Genomic DNA, 22,420 nt, shown 5'->3' with positions numbered 1-22,420 from the left:
GAAGAAATACCGGAGGAAGAGGAACAGGAGGAAGTGGATGATATGGCAATAGATGCCTATGAGGAGGATTATGATGAGTAAAAAAGGATAAAGAATATATGTTCTTTTTTGTTTATATATAGTATGATATCTACGTAGCTTGTATTTGATACAAGTAGTCAACAAATTAGAATTTACCGAGGTAACATAGAATGAAAAAGATGAGAGCAATAGTAGAAAAAGGGCGCTCAGGTGTTCCAAGACCGTTGTTTTTGATTTTGATGACCATTTTTCTTCTGACTGGTTGTTTGGTAAATACTGCCGGTTCAGTGCAAGAGGTCGAGAGCTATCATCAGATCGATCAAGATATGGCAAAGCAGATGATGACCCGGGATGACGGGCATGTGATTGTAGATGCCCGCAGGCAAGATGAATACGATGCAGGCCATATTCCTGGCGCAATTCTAATTCCAAATGAGAGCATTGAAGCGGAGCGGCCGGAAGAACTCCCGGATCTGGATCAGATCATCCTGATTTACTGCCGAAGCGGGAACAGATCCAAGCAAGCAGCGCAAAAGCTTGCGGACATGGGATATACCAACATCTACGAATTCGGCGGGATCAACACCTGGTCCGGAGAGATCGTGACAGGAGAAACTACTATGGAGATACCGGAGAATATAAAAACAATCTATCTTGCAGGCGGCTGCTTCTGGGGAACGCAGAAGTTCTTTGATCAGTTTGTCGGCGTAATCCGAACAGAAGCAGGTTATGCAAACGGACCTGACGAAGCTCCGACCTATCAGGACGTCTGTAACAGCAGCGGGCATGCCGAGACAGTGCGGGTCGACTATGACCCTGCTGTAATTTCTCTGACTGATTTGCTGAATTACTATTTCATGGTGATCGATCCGCTCTCTGTAAACAAACAGGGCAATGATCGAGGCATCCAGTACCGGACGGGGATCTATTATACGGAAGAAGACCAGCTTCCGGAAATCGAAGCGGTTTATCGGGCGGAGGAAGAGAAAGCCGGAGCCAGGCTTGCTGTTGAACTGCTTCCGTTGGAAAACTTCTTCCCCGCAGAAGAGTATCACCAGAAGTATCTGGACAAGAATCCCGGCGGCTACTGCCATATCCCGCGCAGTTACTTTGATCTTCAGCAAAACAGCGCAGAAGAATCTGCAGATGAACTTCGGGTGCGGATCGGCGATTTGGCCTTTGAGGTCACACAGCACGCCGCCACGGAGTACGCCTTCACCGGCGAGTATGACGACTTCTTTGAAAAGGGCCTTTATGTCGACATTGTCAGCGGCGAACCGCTCTTTACATCCATGGACAAGTATAGTATAATTCTGGGTGTGGCTGGCCGGCGTTCACCAGGCCGATCGCGGAAGATGCTGTCACTGAGGCCGTGGACACTTCACATGGTATGGTCCGGACGGAAGTGCGCAGCAGCGGCGCGGATTCCCATCTGGGTCACGTGTTCAACGATGGTCCCCGCGAGTCCGGCGGGCTGCGTTATTGCATCAACTCGGCAGCTCTTAGATTCATTCCCTACGATGAACTGGAAGAACAAGGGTATGGGGAGTATCGGAAGCTCTTTGAGTAAGAATAATCAAAAATCAATACAAGGAGGCATATAGCAATGGAAGAAAAAAGAATCTATGAAATGGACATGGTAAAACAAGAAGACAAAAAAGCTGCAAAGAAAACACCTTTTTACCAAACAGAATCTACAGGAGGGTTGGTGTGGGTGATTAAACCGGGACAAACCTTGCAGAAGCACCGTCACCACAATTCTGATGATATCTGGATCATTTTACAGGGAGAAGGAATATTCTATCCCGAACCGGATAAAGAGATTCCCTTAAAAAAAGGACAGGTTATCGTTTCTCCTAAAGGTGCATGTCACGGCGCAATGAACACAGGAACAGAGGATATAGTTTTTGTGAGTATCGTTGCACCGGTTCCGGCAGATTATGATCCTATAGGCGAATGAAATACATTTTTTTGAATGTGTTTTGATAAATTCAAGTTTAGCAAGATATGGTTAAATTAGAATTTGAAGAGTTGAAACTTTAGTTTTAGATTATGAATTATAATAATAAATCATATATTATTTTCAAATCTAAATAGAAAATATAAAAGAAATGAGGAGAGAGTACACATGAACGAACAAGTGCTTAAGATGAAAATACAAATATTAAAGGGATAAAACTATTAGATTTTGAATTCCCATTACGATCCGGTATATATGCAATTACTGGAGAAAATGGATCGGGGAAAAGTACTCTTATTTCATGTGCATCATCCGTGTTTTATCAAATGCCAATGATTGAATTTTTTGGAAGACCAGAGAATGCAAGTATTAATTTTATGTTAAATGAAATGACAAGAAGTTGGGAATGTAATGGTAAAGTGTGGACAAGCCAATCTTCTAAAAATAGGATGAATATTAGCGGATTTTATGAAGGAAGTATAATATTTGGTAATCGATTTAAGGATACAAATATATCTACAATCAACAAATTGGATAATTTGACTAAAAATGACCTTGAACCTGCACGAGAGTTTGTTTATAAAAATTTAGGGCAAATTCTAAAAAATGATGAAGAATTTTATAAAGAATTATTTTTGGTTAAGAAAAACTCTGCAAAAAATATAGGATTGACAAGAGAGGCATTTTGTATAAAAAAGGCAGGAAATCAATTTATTAGTCAGCCTAGAATGTCTACTGGGGAGAACCTACTGTTAAGCATTTTGCAGTCCCTTGAATATGTTCGCAAAAGAAGAAAAAAAAACAATGAATATCCTTGCATTGTTTTTTTAGATGAGATAGAGTTGGCTTTGCATTCATCAGCATTGAGACGTTTAGTTGTTTTCTTGAAACATATTGCAGAAGAACTAGAATTATCAATTTTTTTCTCTACACATTCAATTGATTTATTGAGAGAAATCAAAGCTCAAAATATATTTTATTTATCTTCATTTTGGGATAATGATATCATGGTTACTAATCCCTGTTATCCTGCGTACGCTACACGTAATTTATATGGCGATGATGGATATGGGAATGATATGGTAATTCTTGTCGAGGATGATTTAGCAAAATTAATAATAGAAAAGTTGTTATTAGAGAAACAATTAGTTAACAATATACGCATTAAAATACTTCCAACAGGTGGATGGACCAACACAATTACAATGGCATATGATGTTACCACATCTAATCTTTTGCAAAAAGGAACAAAGTTAGCGGTTGTTCTTGATAAAGATATTAAGGATGAAGTGCCAGATTTTTTTTCAAGGCATAAACAATATTCTGGTATAAAAGTAGATTTTCTTCCTATAGCAAGTTTAGAAAAGTATTTATATTCCAAGCTAGTGCGCGATAAGGATAAAAAATTATTTATTCTACTAGATACGTATTTATTTCAAAAGAGACCGCTGTTAGATATATTGAACCAATATCAAAAAGAGGTCAAAGCTAAAGATAACGATGGAAAATCATTGTATGGTGTCTTAATAAATGAAGTTAAATCTATGAGGAAGGATCGAGAAAATTTAGTGGAAATTATTGTTAAGTATATAATAGAAAATGAAAAGCAAAGTGTCGAAGAATTATCGAATTATGTAATAAATAAGGTAAAAGCATAAATGTACTAAAGCAATTTATCGTACTGCTTTGGAATGCTATATTTTAAAATAAATAGTAAAACCAAAAGGTAATCAGAAGGAAAAACTCTGATTGCCTTTTTTCATGCAAAAAAAGGAGGATTTATAAATGAATTTAGTGATATGTGAAAAGCCGAGTGTTGCAATGAGTATTGCCAAGGTTATTGGTGCAACCGGCAGGCAGAACGGATACTATGAGGGAGGTGGATATATTGTAAGCTGGTGTGTGGGGCATTTGATACAGATGGCAAGTCCTTCAGCTTATGATGAAAAGTACGGTAAGTGGAGATTGGAGGATTTACCGATTATTCCGAGCAAGTATAAGTACGAGGTTGTAAAGGCAACTAGGGGTCAGTTTAATACTCTTAAAAAGCTGATGAACTCTAAAGAGGTTGAAGAGGTTATTAATGCCTGTGATGCGGGGCGTGAGGGAGAGTTAATCTTCAGGCTTGTGTACGAGCAGGCAGGTTGTAAAAAGAATATCAAAAGACTTTGGATCTCATCAATGGAAGATGTGGCAATTAAAGAAGGCTTTAAGCAGTTAAAAGATGGAAAAGAGTATGAAGCTCTATATCAATCAGCTCTTGCCAGAAGTAAGGCGGATTGGCTTGTCGGCATGAACATGAGCAGGCTTTATTCCCTTATTTACAATCAAAATTATTCTGTTGGAAGAGTACAAACACCCACACTTGCCATGATAGTAAAAAGAGATGATGAAATAGCGATTTTTAAGAAAGAAAAATATTATATAGGCGAGCTTTATTTTACCGGTTTTACTCTTTCAACAGACAGAATAGACAGTCTTGAAATCGTAGAAGATTTAGTAAATGTGGTAGGAAATAAAATCATAGTAAGAAATGTGGAGAAAAAGGAGAAGATAACAAAGCCTGACTTGCCGTTTGATTTAACAACACTTCAAAGAGAATGTAACAAGTACTTCGGATACAGTGCAAAACAGACACTTGACTATGCACAAAGCCTTTATGAAAAGAAAATGATTACATATCCTAGAACGGACAGCCGATATCTGTCGAAAGATATGATTATAAATACGGTAAACAACATACTTGGCAAAAATGACTTTGATACAGAAAGAATTAAAGTTATTTTTAACTCAGCTAAGGTAACGGATCACCATGCAATCATACCTACAGTAAGTTCTTTAGAGGAAGATATGTCCACAATTCCTGAAAGTGAAAGAAAAATATATAAACTTATCTTAAATAAACTCCATGCAAGTGCAGGCTATCCCCTAATTGAAAATATGACAAAGATTGTTGCTGTATATGAAAGTCAGGGTGATGTATTTGAATTTAAGGCAAACGGTAAGGTTATTACAGATGAAGGTTTTACAAAATATCTTAAACAGTACGGTTCAAAGAAAAATGAAGATGTTGTATTACCGGATTTAAATGTGGGAGATGTACTTAAAATCAAGGATAAAGAGATAAAAGAAAAATATACGACACCACCAAAGCATTTTACAGAGGATACTCTTCTTAAGGCTATGGAGATTGCAGGTAATGATGCACTGCAAAAGGGAATTGAGGTTGAGCGAAGGGGACTTGGAACGCCGGCAACAAGAGCAGGTATTATAGAAAATCTGATTTCCAAGGATTTTATAGAAAGAGATAAGAAAAATCTTATTGCAACCAAAAAAGGAAAAGCTCTTATAGAGATAGTGGAGGATAACTTTAAGTCGGCTAAAACAACAGCAAAGTGGGAAATGGACTTATCTGATATAGCACTGGGTAAAGCATCAAATGAAGCATTTTTATCAGGTATTGAAACTGAGATAAAAGAAACCGTTGCCAAGTATCAGGAAAGATAATCTATGTTTGATACATTGATGAAACTTGATAAAGACAGAGAGGTCTTGGATTTTTATGCCACAGATAAAAGAGCAACAAAGGAGCTTTTAATAAGAGAAAATTTCAGAGAAACAATATATGAGCCTGCCTGCGGTCAGGGGCATATCGGAAAAGTACCGGGAGAGCATGGATACAGGGTAAAAGCTGAAGATATTTGTTACAGAGGATATGGAAGCAAAAGAGAGGTGGATTTTTTTACGATCAAGGAAAATACCTTAGACATAGTAACCAATCCGCCTTATTTTTGTGCGGATGAATTTCTAAAACACGCCCTTGAAATATCTGTCCCGAAAGTAAAGATTGCAATGCTTTTTCGCTTAGCATTTTTGGAGGGACAAAAAAGATATGAGTTATTTAAAAAATATCCTATAAAAAAGGTATATGTATTTTCCAAAAGACTTAACTGTGCTAAAAATGCCGAGTTTGAAAAGTATAAAAGCAATGCTATTGCATTTGCATGGTTTATATGGGAAGTAGGTTATACAGGAATTACGCAACTACAATGGATCTTATAAAAACAATAAAGAACAGAATTTAAGGAGGATGAAATGAACGATAATAAAAACATTCAAAGACAGGAAGAACAGGCCAAGGAAGTTATAAATGAGATCAAAAAAGAATATACAAAAACAGCCGACTTTTTAGAAGATAATACGGATACACAACTTAAAATTGCCGGGGAGCTTAAAGAAGAGCTAAAAAATAATGACTTTGATGTAAATATTGAAGAGTTAAAGGCACTTAAAGATGAAATAACAGGTCTTAAGGCGGAAATCAAAAGACTTAATGAAATAGATAATATAAGCCTTAGCTCACTTATTGCCAAGGATATTAGGGCAGTAGGAAAATCTCTTATTAATCTTCAGGAAAAGGCGGTAGGAAGTATTAAAAATCTTTATGACAGCATGAAACATCAACTTACCTATAACCTTACGAAGGCACAGGAAAAGTTTGTTGAGATGAAAATAGGAATTGTAAAGGGACTTGTAAACTCAATGCAAAGTTTTATAAAGGAGCAGCAAAAGAAGCTTAATAACTGTCTTGAAAAACTGGATACCTTATCTAAAGAGATACAAAAGGATGAGGAAAAATTAAATAAGGGAAATAAGGAAGAGATTAGTCAACCGGATAATGAAAATAAAGACATTAAGTCAAGTGAAAAAACAGCTGTGAGAAATGGAGGTGAAAGGCAAGGTACAAATATTCAAAAAAGCAATGAGAAAAAGCCTAAAAGTATGGAAAGAAAACCTTCCGTATTAGAAACACTTAAAGAAAATCAGCAAAAGATCAGGCAGGAAGAAAATGTGAAAGGAGAAAAGACAGTAAAAAAGGATAAGGGAATGGAAATATAATGAAAGAAGACGACCTTATCAAATATAAAAATATTCCTGATGAATTAAAGCGAGAGAAAAGATGGTGTCTTTATAAAATCATTGTAAGAGACGGAAAAAACACAAAAATGCCTATTATGCCAAACGGAAAACCTGCCAAGTCAAATGATAGAAAAACTTGGCACAGTTTTGATGATTGCATGGATGCTTTATGTAAAAATCAAGGAACCGGCTTGGGATTTTTCTTAGGGGACGGGTATATCGGAATTGATATAGATAAGGTAAGTGATGAAATAATGGAATACAGTATGGACTTTAATGCTGCTTCCATGACAGCAGATTTTCTAAGAGGGATTTACACCTATGCGGAAATCTCTCCGTCAAAAACAGGATTGCATTTTATAGGAAAGGGTAAAGTACCGGGAGAAAGGAAGCGATATAAAAACCTTGAAATTTATGATAGGGACAGATTTTTTACGATAACCGGGAATATATTAAAGGATAAAGACAGAAGTAAAATAGTAAATATCAATCAGGAGCTGTTGCCGCTTTATAAAACATATATGCCAAGTATAGACTCCGTAGAAGGCAAAGCGGGTAGGATTAATCTAAATCCAAGTAGTTTGGCTTATAAAAACAGGTTCTCGCAAAATGATATTCTTAACATACTTTTTAATAGGGGATACTTTAACTATAGCGGAGAAGATCTAAGACAAATATATAACGGGAATTATCAAAACTATTTTAACAGCCAATCTGAGGCTGATTTTTTTATGCTTGGAAGGTTGCTTTATTACACCGCAGATGTGGAAGCGTCAATCAGCCTTATGGAAAGAGGCGGACTTAAAAGAAACAAGTGGTATAAAAGGCGAGGTAGTACAGACTATATACACTATATTGCAGACAGGGCAATGAACGGAATAAGAAAGTTTTATGATTGGAATAAAGAAAAGGCTGATATTGCAAAAGATATAAAGCAAGAAGAGACTGAAAATAATAAGAAGGAGGGAAAGATGCCAAGATATTCAACTGAAAAAATCGGTGATATTTTATCTCACTCGTTAGAGGAAATAAGAAGGGATGTAAGTGCCTACAAAGATTTTCTAAAGACAATGGGAAACAACTATAAATACTCATATATGCACCAGTTAAGTATTTACAGTACCTACAAGAGAGCAACTGCCTGTGCGGAGTATGATTTTTGGAAAAAACTTGGAAGAAGTGTAAAAAGAGGAGAAAAGGGAATACCGATTCTTGATTTAAGCATGAGACTACCAAAGGTAAAGTATGTATTTGATGTCAGCCAAACAGTCAGTATAGGAAATAAGATCAATGAAGTAAAACTGTGGAAATATGAACCCGAGAAGCATGCTTTGGCTATTGATTTACTGATTGACAACTTTAAAGAAAGAAACAGCAGGCTGCTTTTTTCACAGGAAGAAAAGATAAACGCTCTTATAGATTTATATGTTAGGAAAAGGATATATGCCATCTTTGATATGCTGACGGATGATACACTTAAAAGTTATACCAAAGTAGAACTGATGCAATTTATCACAGAATCCATAAAGGTTTCACTGGCACAAAGAATGTATATAGGTATTCCTGTTGATGAGGGCAAACTGAAAACAGTATCAGGGATTAAGCATGGACAGGATATTGACAGCCTCCTTGGAGAAATCTCCTTACTTTCAAAGGAAATACTTATGGCTATCGGAAGAGAAATAGGGAGGATAGGTGATAGAGAAAAACTTAAAGAAATAGAGATAAAGGAGCAGACAAAGACCGACAAGAAGCGTTATAATAATACTGTAAACGAAACCGTTAAAAGTACCGATACAATAAATAATGAAGAAAATAAAGGAGGCTTGACTGATGAGAGAAACAGTAATACTGGCGGACAGGGAATATCTTTTGGAGGAAGAAACCTACATCCCGGTAATCAAGGAGAACCTATTCGAGAAACAGGGGGGAACCTACAGTTTGGAGAAGATGGAAGACGGAGAGGAAGTTTTGATACCGAATATCAAGATGCCAAAGATAGTAGATCAGAGCAGGCTGAACAGATTTGGCAGAGAGAGGCTCAAATTCCTGAAAGAAAACAGGGAGAATCAGTATCAGAGCATGTATTACAGAGGGACATTGATGGAGCATCTTCTAAATATAGAGGAGCAGGTACAGGAATTTTTGGAGAAGGAGGAGCCGAAAATGATGGAGGCTTGGGGGGTTACAAAAGAACTGAAGTCGGAAGAATTTCTGCAATATACGGGACTGAAGAAAAATCTCGATATGACATTAACGAGGATGGTATTGGAACAGATAGTCTGGGCATAGATAGAAAAATACAATCAAACAGCAGAGATAGTGAAAGGGAAGTCAATAAGACTTCTTTTTCTTTTGCCCAGAATGAAAGCGGTCAGGTAAGATTTAACTTGCCCCTACAGCAAAAAGAAATAGATACTGTTTTAATTTATGGAGGGAATGAAGAGAATTTAAGATTAAAGGTTTTGGCTGAGTATTCTAAAGGAAAAAGTATAGAAGAATTAGCTGATTTCCTTCAAAGCAGTTTTAGAGGCGGAAATGGCTATGGAGTAGACGGAAACAAGGTTTGTGCATGGTATGATAAAGAAGGAATCTACTTATCCAATGATATTTCATCAAAAGAAAATCCGATGCAGATTTTATCATGGTCTGATGCTTCAAAGCGTATAGGAGAGCTTATTGAAAGCAGCGAATATGCAACCAATGTTGAGATGGTTGAAGCTTTTTCCTATGAAAGAAAAGAACTTGCCCAAAAGCTGTGGTACTTAAAAAGAGATTTTGCAGATGATGTAAAAGAAAACTACCTACAGGTTCTTGATCGAACAGAAAAACAAGGATTTCCTGATGAAACCGAAGAACTTACAGAAAAGCTTAGAAGTCCTGAATTTAGGAATAAACTTAGAGAAGAATACAGCATATTTTTACAGGACTATATGGAAAATAAGGGGATATTAATATTTCATTTTCATAAGCCGGATGAGATTTTACAAAGGTTAAATGATTTGGAGATACCAAGGAAGGAACTTAGTTCCAGTCTTATGGAATTACCGAAGATAAAAGAATTTATCACAGAAGATGAGATAGATGAAAATTTAAGGAAAGGAAGCGGTATTTCAGGAGGAGAAAAAAGTATTGCCGACTTTTTTAGAGAAAATCATACACTTTCAGAGCAGGCGGAGTTTTTAAAAAATGAGTATGGCACAGGTGGAAGAACTCATGCTTTATCAGGAAATATGGAAAGCAGTGAATGGCATGATGCTAAGGGAATAGGTCTTAAAAAGGGAAACTCTCTGGAGCTTATACTTAACTGGAATCAGGTTGCAGTAAGGGTTAAAAACCTAATAAAGAATTACAGATATGAAAGTAAGGATATTACATTCGGTATACAAAAACAGCCAAAATCAAAAGAAGAAAATATAGAAACAGAATATTCAAATCCGGAAAAAGAGGATATAACGGATAAAGAAAATGCTACCGCCATTGATCTGGATATACAAAGGGAAGAAGAAATACTTTTAATTCAGGATGAAAGAGAAGTATCTTATGAAGAAGCTGAAAAAATCTATGAGTTGCAAATAGAAAGAGAAAAGAGCTTCAGCACAGAAAATATCTTAAATCAAAATACATCATATAAAGAGCAACCCCCAAATAATTACTGGGTGGTGGAATTTCATGAAAAATCAAGTCTGACTGAAAAAGATTATACAGGTATGATTGTTACAAAGGATATTCTTAATGAAATAAAAGAACTGGATGAAAAAGTAAGTATACATAATGAAACTGTAGGCAAAGATAAGTATGGGAAAATGACAGATGAGTGGTTAGGGTATTCAAAGTTTTATTTTGACCATATCGTAGACAGCGAAGTAAAAGAACATTACAGAGTGGATGTAGGGGACGGTAATGAAGCAAACAAAAGAGAGTTTGCCTATCTTTATGAAAACATAACACCAAGTCAGGAGATAATAAATGAAGTATATCAAAATACTGCCCATAGTAACAAAGAAAGTGAAATACAAGTTAATTTAGCTGAAGAAGAAAATGAAAAGGCATTAGAGCTTAGGGATAAGAATGAGATTATATCTGCTCTAACTTTTAAAGAGGAAAAAGAAGCCGGAGGGTATCAGTATAACTATCAAAATGAAGAATTTATTTTGCTTAAAAAGACTGTAGATGAAGGAAAATTAAAAGCACCGGAGCATATAACGAACAGAATAGACGGGAAAGTCGGATATGAAGCGGAGCTTGTTTTAGATATGAAAAACAGACAGCTAAAGCAAAACCTGAGATACAATGGATATATGCTTAATTCTAATCGTGCAATCGAGTATGAAAGTTATCATGAAATGCTTCAAAACCTCTCTTACTTGCTTGATGATAACCATAGAAATGTACTTCTTACAGGTTATATAAATGAACAGATTAAAAAGGCAAATGAACAAGAAAATGTAAATGAGCCGATTTTTAAAGAAGGTATGCAGGTAAGATATCAAGGAAAGGAATACCTGATTTCAGAAATAAGTGATTATGGAAACTGTAAAACAATAAAATTGGATGATAATGAAGAGTATCTTAGCGGCTTTGTTACAGGAAGTGAGATCCTGACATTTAGAAATGAAAACGAACTTGACTTTGAGATACTTTCCACAGAAGAAAAATCACCAGAGAAAAGTGTAGATAAAGAAGCTTTACCTGTCTTAAATAAAGAATCTTTAAGTGAAACATTAAAACAAGAAGATGTATATACAGGTAGAGAACATACAAAAAACATTATACCTGCAAATTACAGGATAACAAGAGAAGATGAAGTCCTACCACCCTCAGAGCGATTAAAAAACAACATTGAGGCAATAAAGGTACTAAAGAGACTTAATAAAGAAAATAGAAATGCAAGTAAAGAAGAGCAGGATATTTTAAGCAAGTATGTAGGTTGGGGAGGACTTTCAGATGTATTTGATGAAGAGCGGGGAGGTCAGTGGCAGGAAGCAAGGATGTTCTTAAAAGAAAACCTATCACAGTTAGAGTATGAGGCTGCTAAAGAAAGTACGCTTACCGCCTTTTATACACCTAAGGTAGTAATAGATGCTATTTATCATACTTTATCCGATATGGGATTTGAGAGTGGAAATATCTTAGAGCCAAGTATGGGAACGGGAAGGTTTATAGGAAACCTACCAAAGTCAATGCAAAACTCAAAGTTTTACGGTATAGAGCTTGACAGTATCAGCGGGCAGATTGCTAAAAAGCTTTATCCCAATTCAAACATTCAGGTAAAAGGCTTTGAAGAAACTGCTTTTTCAAATAATCTTTTTGACATAGCTGTAGGAAATGTACCTTTTGGAGAGTATAGGGTATCCGATCGTGAGTATGAAAAAAACAACTTTCTTATTCACGATTATTTTTTTGCCAAAACACTGGATAAGGTGCGTAGCAAAGGAATAATTGCTTTTATAACTTCATCAGGCACAATGGATAAAAGAAATGAGGATATAAGAAGATATATAAGTGAGCGTGCAGAGTTTCTGGGAGCTATAAGACTGCCGAATAATACATTTAAAGGTGAAGCCGGTACAGAGGTTACAAGTGATATTATTTTCTTAAAGAAAAGAGACAGGCTGTTAAAAATAGATGAGGACTGGATTAAGCTTGATAAGAACAGGCAGGGACTAAGCTATAATAAATACTTTGTAGATAATCCTGAAATGGTACTTGGTAGTATGCAGGAAGTACCGGGCAGGTTCGGTACCGCTCTTGCTTGCATTGCAGATGAAGGTAAATCAATAAAAGAACAGCTTGAGGATGCAATTAAAAATATCAAAGGCACTTATGAAAAGGCGAAGTTAAATGAGGAACTTGAAACAGAAACACTTCCGGCTGATGACAATGTTAAAAATTATTCCTATGCAGTGATTGAAGATAAGGTGTACTTTAGAGAAAACTCCATTATGCAAAGAGTACTTTTAAATAAAGCTGATGAGGAGAAGATAGGGGCATATCTTGAAATAGAAAAAGCGTTAAGAGGAGTAATTACCTATCAAAAGGAAGATTATCCGGAAGAGGAAATAAAAGCTTTACAGGGGAGATTAAATAAGCTTTATGATGATTTTTCTAATAAATATGGACTGATTAATTCAAGGGCAAATAAAAGATTATTGCAGGAAGATGCCAATTATTCTTTAGTATCCACCTTGGAAAACCTTAATAAAGAGGGGAACTTTCTCGGTAAGTCTGACATTTTTACAAAAAGAACTATTAAAAAAGCTATGGTAATTGAACATACGGATAGCTTAAGCGAAGCACTGATTCTTTCCATATCTCAAAAAGGGAATGTAAACTTTGAGTATATGGAGGAGCTTACAGGAAATATAAGAAAAGAGCTGATAGAAGGACTAAAAGGAGAGATATTCCTAAATCTTGACAGTTTTGAGCCAAGTGATATCACTCCTTTTTTATCAGCCAAAGATTTGGGAGATTTTTCAAGAAATTATGTCAGTGCAGATGAATACTTATCAGGTAATATCAGAGAGAAAATAGAAGTAGTAGACGCATATATAAAAAATATAGATTATGAAGTTAATAAAAATAAAGAGGAGTTAGATAAGCCTCAGGTATTACAATCGGGTATTGACGGGGGAAGATCCAAGCAGGAAGAATTATCACATAAATCAGAAATAACAGAGAAAATTTCGGTATTAAAACAGGAATTATCAGCTCTTAATTATCAAAAGAAAAAGTTAGAAGAAGTAATGCCGAAAACTCTTGAAGCAAGTGATATAACTGTCAAGATGGGTTCTACATGGATACCTGAAAAAGACTATAAGAGCTTTATGTTTAATCTGTTAAAGACCTCCGCATCAAACAGATGGAATATAGATATTAAATATACTGATTTTACGGGAGAGTATAGGGTAGAGGGAAAAAGCACAGATAAAAATAACGACCTGGCTAATTTCACATATGGAACAAGCAGAGTGAGTGCATATAAGCTTATAGAGGATAGTCTAAATCTTAGAGATACTAAAGTATATGACCAGATAATTGATTCGGATGGAAGAAAAACATCAGTTCTAAATCAAAAAGAGACCATGCTTGCAAGGAGTAAACAGGAAATTATAAAAGAAGAATTTAAAAATTGGATCTTTGAGGATGTGGACAGAAGAAACAGACTGGTGAAAAAATATAATGAAAGATTTAATTCCCTTCGATTAAGGGAGTATGACGGAAGCCATTTGCCTTTTGATGGGATAAATCCTGAAATTAAGCTTAGACCACATCAAAAAGATGCAATAGCAAGGGGACTTTTTGGAGGGAATACCCTGCTTGCACATGAAGTAGGGGCGGGAAAGACCTTTGAGATGATAGGAATTGCGATGGAGTCTAAAAGGCTTGGGATGAGTTCTAAAGCCATGTTTGTAGTTCCAAATCATATCGTGGAACAGTTCGGGCGTGAGTTTAACGAGCTTTATCCGGCAGCCAATATACTTTGTGCTACGGAAAAGGACTTTACACCGGACAAGCGGAAAAGATTTTGCAGTAGGATTGCGACAGGAGACTATGATGCGGTGATTATAGGTCATAGTCAATTTGAGAAAATCCCGATTTCAAAGGAAAGACAGGAGTATGAACTTAAAAGTCAAATCGATGAGATCGTGGAATTTATCGGAGAGTATAAAAGAGACAGGGATCAAAGATTTAGTGTAAAGCAGCTTGAAAAGACAAAGAAAAGTCTGGAAGCAAAATTAAAGAAACTTAATGATGATTATAAAAAAGATGATGTGGTAACCTTTGAGGAACTGGGAATTGATAAGCTTTTTGTGGATGAAGCCCATTCATATAAAAATCTGTACCTGTTTTCAAAAATGAGAAATGTTTCAGGAATCAGTGCAACGGATTCGCAAAAGTCAAGTGATATGCTTATGAAGTGCAGATATATGGATGAGATAACAGGTGGTAAGGGAGTTGTTTTTGCAACAGGAACTCCGGTTAGCAACAGTATGGCTGAACTTTATACCATGCAAAGGTATCTTCAGTATGACGGACTTAAAAAAATGCACCTTCAGCACTTTGATTCGTGGGCATCTACCTTTGGAGAAACGGTTACGGCAATAGAGCTTAATCCTGAAGGGAACGGATATAGAAGTAAGACAAGATTTTCAAAGTTTTACAACCTCCCGGAGCTTATGAACATGGTTAAGCAGTTCATGGATATAAAAACGGCGGATGTATTAAATCTTCCCGTTCCAAATGCACATTTTGAAACCATAAAGACAAAGCCTACCGAGGAGCAAAAGGAAATATTGGAGTCTTTTTCTGAAAGAGCGGATAAGGTTCGAGCAAAACAGGTGGATTCCTCTGTCGATAATATGCTGCTTATTACTAATGACGGAAAGAAGATGGCACTTGATCAGAGGCTTATAAATCCCTTACTTCCCGATGATGAGAACAGCAAGGTAAATACTTGTGTAAAAAATATCTTCAGCATATGGGATAAATATGCAGATAAAAGGTCGGCTCAGCTTGTCTTTTGTGATATGTCTACACCCTCAAGCGAGTTTAATATTTATGATGATATCAAAAACAAGCTTATAGTAATGGGTATCCCTGAAGGGGAAATTGAATTTATCCATAATGCAAACAACAACAGAGAAAAGGATGTTATCTTTGATAAGGTAAGGAAAGGAGAAATTCGTGTGCTTTTAGGTTCCACACAGAAGATGGGAGCAGGAACCAATGCACAAGATAAACTCATTGCCATTCATGATCTTGATGTCCCATGGAGACCTGCGGATCTTTCTCAAAGAGCCGGAAGAATCGTAAGACAGGGAAATGAAAATAAGGATGTTTATATCTTCAGATATGTAACTGAAAACACCTTTGATGCTTATCTTTTCCAAACACTTGAAAATAAACAAAAGTATATTTCACAGATAATGACAAGTAAAACACCGGTAAGAGTTGCAGAAGATGTGGATGAGGCTACATTAAATTATGCTGAAATAAAGGCACTTGCTACAGGTAATCCTTTAATTCGTGAGAAGATGGATCTTGATGTGGAGGTATCCAAGCTAAAAATGCTTGAGTCCAACTTCAAGTCAAACCTGTATAAACTTGAGGATAAGGTGGTAAAGGTTTACCCTAAAGAAATAGAAAATTTAAAAAATAAAATAGAAAATCTGAAAAAAGATATAAAAGCAGTAGAGCCATATAGAGAAGAAAATACAGATAAGGCAGTATATATTCAGTCAAGTTTGGAGAATGTAGGGGAAAATTCAATAGAAACAGAGAAAAAGTCGGATAAAGAAGCAGTATCAAAATTCACTTCTATTATTCTTGGCAGCAAAAAATATACGGATAAAAGACAAGCCGGAGAATTTTTAATCAGCAAGATAAAAAGCATAAAAAAGACGGATGATTTTAAGTCGGAAGAAGTAAAAATCGGAGAGTACAGAAACTTTGATTTATTTGCATACTATGACAGTTTTTCCAATCAGTATAAATTTAATCTAAAAGGCGAAGAGAATCATTATGGTGAATTTGGAGCGGACGGTATAGGAAATATAACAAGAATGGATAATGTCCTTGATAAAATGCCTGAGAGACTGGAGCAAACTTTAGGCAAGCTTAACGATACTGAAAGTCAACTTGAAACCGCAAAACTTGAAATCGGAAAAAAATTTTCGCAGGCGCAGCTTCTAAAAGAAAAGACATTAAGGCTTGCTGAGGTAAATAATCTTTTAGATATGGGGCAAAAAGAAGCAGTAACAGAAGGGAAAAATTCATTACTTGAAGAGGTAAAAGAAGAATTGATTCATTTCTTAAATAAGGAGTATGAGGAAAATCATAGTATAGAGGATTTTGATACTTTGTTTCCTGATTTAAGCGACATAGGGCTTGCTTATACGACTACGCCTGATGAAAAGCATGAAATACAGACAAGCCTTGATTTAATCAATTATAAAATGAATACCTATGTTGATAATACTTTAGTGAACAGCTTTCAGTACACCTATGATCCTCTTGATGCAAGTGATAGAAGTGAGCTTGTGCAGATAAAGGCAAGCATAGGTTTTTGGGATTTTAATGAGCTTATCTATGTGGATGAAGAAAAGTTAAAAGAGGTACTGGGGCTTGAAATTGATGATGAGGGAAATTTCTATGATCCGTTAGAAAAAGATACGGACTTGGACGGTGTAGCGGACAGGTATGATGCCGACTTTAGAGATAGCAAGGTACAAAGTATCGGAGATCTTAATAAAAGGGATAGAAACTCTGTAGTAGATAAATTAAACGGGTATAAGGAACAAATCAGTCAAACAGGTGCAAGGGAAAATCAGTTGGAATACTTTGAGGAGGCAAGGTAGGATTCAGATAAAAAATATCATATGAAGATATGGGAAGAGAGTATCTTTTAGGGGTACTCTTTTCTCAATCTTTAATAGAAAAATAAAGTATAAAGACAGAAATGGAGGAATTTATGAACTTAAAAAAAGGAGATATTATTAAAACAGCACTGGGAGAATATACAACGGTATTGGATGTAAAGAAAAATCAGGCAGTATTATTTTCAGGAGAACAATTTGTCATAGCATCAGGAATTAAAGAGAATAAAGAAAACGGCAAGTTTGAGTGGATAAACGGAAGATATGCAAACGATTTAAAAAGTATTTCAAACATGCAAAACAACAGCTTTGAAAGTATGAAAGAAACGCTATCATTCCTGGCAGAGTATAACCATAGTGATTTTATTAAGGGAATAATATCACTGGAAACAGATATAAATAATGAAGACATACTGGATAATGCCTATGACAACTATATGAATGACTCTTATATGGGGTTGATTGATGAAAGGTTTATGGACTTTATTGATGAAGACCTCAAGACAGCGAAAGATATAAAGCAGGAAGAGATAGAAAAAGATGCAGGCATTCAAGAAAAAAGCAAAGAAGAAATAAGTGAAAACGAGCAATACCAAACACAGGAAAATACAAGTCTGAAAGATAATAATGACCAAGGAAAGCAGTATATCAAAGGCAATCTTACCGCAGATGTTGAAATAAAGGATCTAAGGTCAAATGAGGGACAGGATTTCAGAGTTGCAAGTTTTTCTATCGCTCAAAATGACGGAATGGGGAATGTAAAGTTTATGAATTGCTTTGCTTATAATGAGCAGGTTCAAGCAGTAAAGGACTTTAAAAAAGGGGATTTTGTTTCACTTTCAGGAAAAGAAAAGCTTAGTATTGGAAAGAATGGAAAGCAATATACAAACTTTAAGGTATATTCCGCCAAGCTGTTAAAAGCCAGAGGACAATCTCAAGATACAAAAGAGAAGCCTTCAACACTAAAAAAACTGAATGATTATAAAGAAAAAACGGATAGCAGATCAAAAGAACAAGTGAATATGAAAAGTAAAAAAGGATTAGAAAGATAAAAATAAGGAGATAGGCATACATATTTTCAACGATACTATTAATTTAATCAAAAAAAATTATGGCAATATATCAGGGGGGGATGATCTCCATATTCCGTTAATGAATAATTTGCTATTGGATGGAATGCAGTCAATGTATTATATTCATAATCTATATAGTTATAATTTTGTCTACAAAAATTTTTTGATGTATGATACACTTGCAGCAAAAGATAAGGTGAAGGAGAAAGTACAAATGAACAGGTTGGAGATGATGCAGAAATATTGGCGATATTATTTACTCCTAGAAAAGAGATTTTTGGAATCTCTGGAATATGTTGAACTGCATAAGAGTAATTATAAGTCGTTTTCCAATGGTTATGCATTGCTTATTCAAGCTACTGGAGCAGAATTGGATACTATTTTCAAAGAGTTTTGTGAGTATAGTATGAAGGACGGAAAATCAATTACAGATTATGCACAGTATATTTTTAAAAATAATCACGAGATAGTTACTACTAAGATAGAACTAATAGGATATGACATAGAAATAGAACCGTTTTACAATTGGAATCTAAGTCAGCCTGGTAAAAAATTACGTTGGTGGACTGCGTTCACTAGTCTTAAGCATAACCGTTTTGAAAATTTAAGATATGCAAATCAGGAAAATATTTTGAATATTTTAGGTGCACTATACTTGGTTGAAATGATGTTGCTCAAAAAGATTACTAAGAATAACGAAGATCTTGATGTGTTTGATGAATCTTAAAAATTGTTTAAATTGAAGAATTGGGAATTTAAAGCGATGATGTTAAGTGAGATGGGGTTAGCACTTGTAGGAAATGACCTGATATCAAATAAAGATTTGCTAAAAGAATAGGAGTATTGTAGTATAATTATTTAGTAGAAAGGATGAAATGATATGATTGTTATTTTTATAGCCTTAATTATACTATATTTGGGAGTTATCCTGTTTGTAGGAACAACATTTGTAAAAATAAGCTTATTTGCGATGGATAAGCTTGCGGTATTTATAGCAAGTTGGTACTATACTCACCATTATTTTTCTGTCAAGGTTTCATCCGGATATGCCGTATATTTTTGGGATATATTAGCGGCAATAGTGGCTGTAGTGCTATATTCTGTCTTATTCAAGTTAATTCATGATAAATTTGGATTGATTGGAAAGATTCTTAATTTAGCTATATCGTTTTTCAGCTCAATGACAGTGTATTGTATTTTAGTACATGGATTTATTACAAATGAAAAATCTTATTTTCTACCCCTTTTAAATAATGATTTAGCCAATCAGGTGGTAAACTATATTATAATAGGTATAATCTCTTTAGTTGTATGGAAAAGAAGGGAAGATTATCTTATAGAAATGGACAAGTTATAAAGAATCCTGCCGTTTTTCCTGGGATATTTAGGTTTGTTTAAGAAAATGTCTTCCCCTGTGTTTATCTAATCTGTTATTTATAAAGAAGGAGGCTGCTTTCTACCAAAAATCAGGTAGGAGCGGTCTCCTTCTTTTATTTTTCAAGATGATTGTTAAGGTATATATCCGTATTTTTCTTTGCCTGTTGAAGATCGTGGAGCATGAAGTTTTGATAGGAGTATTCTTCCATAAGGTTAATTTTTTTCTGTTCCAAAACAGTATATTTATCTGACAGTTCCGGAATACTTAATGTACGGTATCCTGATTTTTCAAGTTCTTTTAAGGCGATTTCGTAGGCAATAATCTGTGGCTTGTATTCTTCATAAAATGCGTTATTTTCCTTATCTTCAATATATATGTCATGGATCAGCTGATTTTTAGAAAGGGTGTTTTTATTTTCTATCACAGAATATATGGATTTCATTTCCTGTTCAGCTTGCTTTATCCGATCTAATAATTGTTGTCTGTTTGAAGCCGCCTTCTTTAATTTTGATTCCAATTCTTCATAGGTGTTTATGCCATATTTTCTCATTTCGTTTAAAGATGAAGCCATGGTTTTCATGTTATGTTTACCTGCCCACACTTCATAACCTTTTGAGGATTTTACCTTTTCATTGTTCTTTATATTTACAATAGTATCCGGCTTTTTATAAGAGAGTTTGTCATAAAGCTGTTCTTTATTATAAGTCTGCTGTTTGGTTGGATCTTCAATTCTTTCTTTAATTCGCTCTTTGGTATAATCTTCTCCAAGCACATTTGCCTTTGTTCTTGTAAATCTTCCTGTATCTTTTTTGTCTTCATGGCGGAATGAAAGATACTTTCCAATCTTAATTTCATATCCTAAATCTTCCATTGCTTTTAAAAACTCTTCGTAAGTACCGGACTTTAGAATTGCTTTATCAATGGCAAGCTGAAGCCTGTTTTTCCAAGAACTGCCTTTATTAAATTCTATATATTCAATATAGCTTTTACCATTTGTGGAATATCTGTTCTTGAATTTTTTATAGTTTTCATCAATGACAGATAAACCGTTTTCTTTACAAAGCTCATCACTGACAGTTCTGATTTGATGATAACTTCTTTTGTTGCTTTGATACGCCTTACCAGTTACAAAACTTACATTATTAAATATAACATGATTATGAAGATGCCCCTTATCTATATGGGTAGTGAGTACATACTCATACTTTCCTTGAAAGACTTTTTCGCATAGTTCCAGTCCTATTTTGTGTGCCTGCTCAGAAGTGGTTTCTCCGGGAGCGAAAGATTGAATTAAATGCCTTGCCAATATTTTTGCCTTGGAATTACATTCTCTTTTTGTCTGCTCAAACTCAAGATGAGCCAGCTTAGGATTGCAGTTAAAAGAGGAAATAAGGATTTTTTCATCAGTTTTATCAGCATTCATGATGTAGTTTAGGGCTAAGTGCAAAGTTTTTTTTATGGGATGAATCTTTGTAACAGCCATTATATCTCCTCCGTATTTATGGTTTCTAAATTTCCAAGGTCATATAGTTTTTTTCGCAGAGAGTAAATATCTTTTCCCTGCTTTTTTAGTAGCTCTTGTATATTAAGGATGTCATCTTTATAAATCACTGCAGTGGAATTTACCCGCTTTGCAATCTGATTTATGCTGCCAGTTATTCTACCTATACTTGCGGAAAGTTCCCTAAAAACTGTCATATCCAATACAAAAATATCCTTGCCAAGGATGCATTTCATAATAAACTGACGCAAGGTTTTACAACCGGAGAGCTCATATTTTTTGTTTAAAATTTTAAGTTCATCATCGGAAAGCATAAGGTATATTCCGTTATTTCTTGTTCTGTTTGCCATATTATAACCTCCAAATTCATAGATGTATTTAAAAGTTTACAAAAGAAAAAACCTGTAAAATCAAGCACAAACTTGATATACAGGTTTCATTTATTTTTATATTTCTTTGTCAAGAAAACTCCTGATTTACAACTTTAATAAATCTCCGACGACAATATTTATATCTTTTCCATAATCAAAATATCGTAATAAAGTGGTTATACTGTCATCCATTTGGAATTGCTTTGATTTTGCATATAATATTTCCTCAGTTCCATTTTTTTCTGCAACAGCAACTGTAAATATTTCATCGCTTCTTTCTTCAAATTTTATTACAGGGAAATCTGCTGTAATGGTAGAAATATTAAATTCACACACATTACTTTCATAAAATTGAAAATTTAAATCTCCGAAAGTATAGGACAATTTGCCTTCATTTATTTTTTCTAAAGCTAAATTTTTTAGTTCTCTAAATATGTTCAAACGCCGTTCCTCCTTTTTGATATTGTGTGATAATTGATACTAGCTATATTATAAATCAAGATAAAATATAAGTAAAGATTTTCTGCTTATTTTATATTTTTTATATTTTTTACAGGGGTTTGGGGATTTCCCCAGCAAGCAAAATGGACGAAAATAGCAGCTCCATTGTGGAACACTAAAGTCCATTTTTTCGTAAGTGCATATGCACTTACTGTGCTTGCTAATAGAGTTTACTAATAGAGTTTATGGCTGAAAATCAGTACAACTAACCATAGCTTTAATGCCATTTTATGTATTGTAATATAGATGTAAATTATATTAAAAAAACTTGAAAATATTCTGTATATGTGGTACTATCGTAGTCAGATAAGGGATA

Annotated in this window: 14 protein-coding genes; 11 read left to right on the top strand and 3 right to left on the bottom strand. The window is 34.9% G+C overall.

What is annotated here, in order from left to right; all coding sequences use genetic code 11:
- Positions 1-191: 191 nt before the first annotated feature.
- From msrA to ACO6FI_RS10295, 11 genes are all read left to right on the top strand, one after another.
- The gene (gene msrA / locus ACO6FI_RS10345; RefSeq protein WP_034215267.1) at positions 192-1,625 is read left to right on the top strand and encodes a peptide-methionine (S)-S-oxide reductase MsrA; all 1,434 of its coding nucleotides are present in this window, start codon (positions 192-194) and stop codon (positions 1,623-1,625) included.
- 2 nt (positions 1,626-1,627) lie between these two features.
- Positions 1,628-1,981 carry a cupin domain-containing protein gene (locus tag ACO6FI_RS10340; protein ID WP_034215265.1) on the top strand — a complete coding sequence of 118 codons (354 nt, stop codon included), beginning with the start codon at positions 1,628-1,630 and terminating at the stop codon, positions 1,979-1,981.
- Between the two features lie 326 nt (positions 1,982-2,307).
- Positions 2,308-3,639 carry an AAA family ATPase gene (locus ACO6FI_RS10335; RefSeq protein ID WP_485457266.1) on the top strand — a complete coding sequence of 444 codons (1,332 nt, stop codon included), beginning with the start codon at positions 2,308-2,310 and terminating at the stop codon, positions 3,637-3,639.
- A gap of 127 nt (positions 3,640-3,766) precedes the next feature.
- Positions 3,767-5,488 (top strand): DNA topoisomerase 3, encoded by a 1,722-nt coding sequence (locus ACO6FI_RS10330; protein ID WP_485457265.1) that lies wholly within the window; start codon positions 3,767-3,769, stop codon positions 5,486-5,488.
- Between the two features lie 3 nt (positions 5,489-5,491).
- A complete protein-coding gene (locus ACO6FI_RS10325; RefSeq protein WP_485457264.1) occupies positions 5,492-6,043 on the top strand; it encodes an NAD(P)-dependent oxidoreductase in 552 nt (183 codons plus the stop codon).
- A 33-nt stretch (positions 6,044-6,076) separates the two neighbouring features.
- Positions 6,077-6,880 carry a conjugal transfer protein gene (locus ACO6FI_RS10320; RefSeq protein ID WP_485457263.1) on the top strand — a complete coding sequence of 268 codons (804 nt, stop codon included), beginning with the start codon at positions 6,077-6,079 and terminating at the stop codon, positions 6,878-6,880.
- A gap of 1,854 nt (positions 6,881-8,734) precedes the next feature.
- Positions 8,735-9,193 carry a TnpV protein gene (locus tag ACO6FI_RS10315; RefSeq protein ID WP_485457275.1) on the top strand — a complete coding sequence of 153 codons (459 nt, stop codon included), beginning with the start codon at positions 8,735-8,737 and terminating at the stop codon, positions 9,191-9,193.
- Complete coding sequence (locus ACO6FI_RS10310; RefSeq protein ID WP_485457274.1) at positions 9,079-17,262, top strand: helicase-related protein; 8,184 nt, start codon at positions 9,079-9,081, stop codon at positions 17,260-17,262. The genes ACO6FI_RS10315 and ACO6FI_RS10310 overlap by 115 nt, the downstream gene beginning before the upstream one ends.
- Positions 17,263-17,375: 113 nt before the next feature.
- On the top strand, positions 17,376-18,332 hold the full coding sequence (locus ACO6FI_RS10305) for a single-stranded DNA-binding protein (RefSeq protein ID WP_485457262.1): 957 nt from the start codon (positions 17,376-17,378) through the stop codon (positions 18,330-18,332).
- A gap of 235 nt (positions 18,333-18,567) precedes the next feature.
- A complete protein-coding gene (locus ACO6FI_RS10300) occupies positions 18,568-19,080 on the top strand; it encodes a hypothetical protein (RefSeq protein WP_485457261.1) in 513 nt (170 codons plus the stop codon).
- A gap of 153 nt (positions 19,081-19,233) precedes the next feature.
- Complete coding sequence (locus ACO6FI_RS10295) at positions 19,234-19,710, top strand: conjugal transfer protein (RefSeq protein WP_485457260.1); 477 nt, start codon at positions 19,234-19,236, stop codon at positions 19,708-19,710.
- A 133-nt stretch (positions 19,711-19,843) separates the two neighbouring features.
- Here the strand turns inward: ACO6FI_RS10295 and ACO6FI_RS10290 are convergent, their stop codons facing one another.
- The 3 genes from ACO6FI_RS10290 to ACO6FI_RS10280 all read right to left on the bottom strand — a co-directional run bounded on the left by ACO6FI_RS10290 (position 19,844) and on the right by ACO6FI_RS10280 (position 22,044).
- Positions 19,844-21,214, bottom strand: a complete 1,371-nt coding sequence (locus ACO6FI_RS10290) for a relaxase/mobilization nuclease domain-containing protein (protein ID WP_485457259.1) — start codon at positions 21,212-21,214, stop codon at positions 19,844-19,846.
- Positions 21,214-21,582, bottom strand: coding sequence for a plasmid mobilization protein (locus ACO6FI_RS10285; protein WP_485457258.1), 369 nt, complete (start codon positions 21,580-21,582; stop codon positions 21,214-21,216). Before ACO6FI_RS10285 ends, ACO6FI_RS10290 begins: the two co-directional genes overlap by 1 nt.
- A gap of 126 nt (positions 21,583-21,708) precedes the next feature.
- Complete coding sequence (locus tag ACO6FI_RS10280; protein WP_124953078.1) at positions 21,709-22,044, bottom strand: hypothetical protein; 336 nt, start codon at positions 22,042-22,044, stop codon at positions 21,709-21,711.
- Between the last annotated feature and the right edge of the window lie 376 nt (positions 22,045-22,420).

It is taken from the genome of Lachnoanaerobaculum sp., from assembly GCF_057250505.1.
Note: the sequence above shows the minus strand (reverse complement) of the source record. Positions and strands in the feature narration are given on the sequence as shown.